Origin of the sequence: Winogradskyella ludwigii, from assembly GCF_013403985.1 — a bacterium.
In the GTDB taxonomy this organism is placed as follows: domain Bacteria; phylum Bacteroidota; class Bacteroidia; order Flavobacteriales; family Flavobacteriaceae; genus Winogradskyella; species Winogradskyella ludwigii.
In genome coordinates, this window is record NZ_JABFDF010000027.1 from 1 (window position 1) to 536 (window position 536).

The 536-nt window shown below is 32.6% G+C and carries 1 protein-coding gene; it reads left to right on the plus strand.

Annotated features, from left to right (window positions below; all coding sequences use genetic code 11):
• Nucleotides 1–401, plus strand: a 401-nt coding sequence (locus HM981_RS17395) for a hypothetical protein (RefSeq protein ID WP_246286356.1), incomplete at its 5' end; no start/stop codon positions are given.
• Between the last annotated feature and the right edge of the window lie 135 nt (nucleotides 402–536).

Sequence of the window (536 nt, forward strand, 5' to 3'; positions counted from 1 at the left end):
ACGTTGTATGCAATTTGAGAAACACCAGAACTGAAATGAATATTTGGAAACCAATAACCGAAAAAGAACTCTACTCTGAAATTTGGAAAACGGAATCTGAATTAGAAGAAAAGTATCTGAATTTTTGGAATTTAATAAACATAAGTCCTGAAAAATGGAGTGAACCGACTTTCGGAAATGAAGGTGGCGGATTTTGGGTTGTTGCAATTTGTGGACGAAAAATAATTTGGTATAATGATATTGAGGAAGGATTTAATATTTCGGACTATACTGAATACGGAAAAATAAACGAGTATTATTGCAATCAAGATGAATTGAATATTGCGGTTTTAAGACTATTTGAATTAATAAATTTTGGTGGAGAAATTATCGGACAATCTGGACCACCAATAAAACTATAAAAACTGCATACAACACCGTATAAAAATAATTGCGGTTTAGTGCTTAATCAAAGGTCGTTGCGTGTTTGTAACGTCTGATTTTCCTTCGGAAAATCCTCGTATACAAACCCGCAACTATTCTTATACATAAACGTT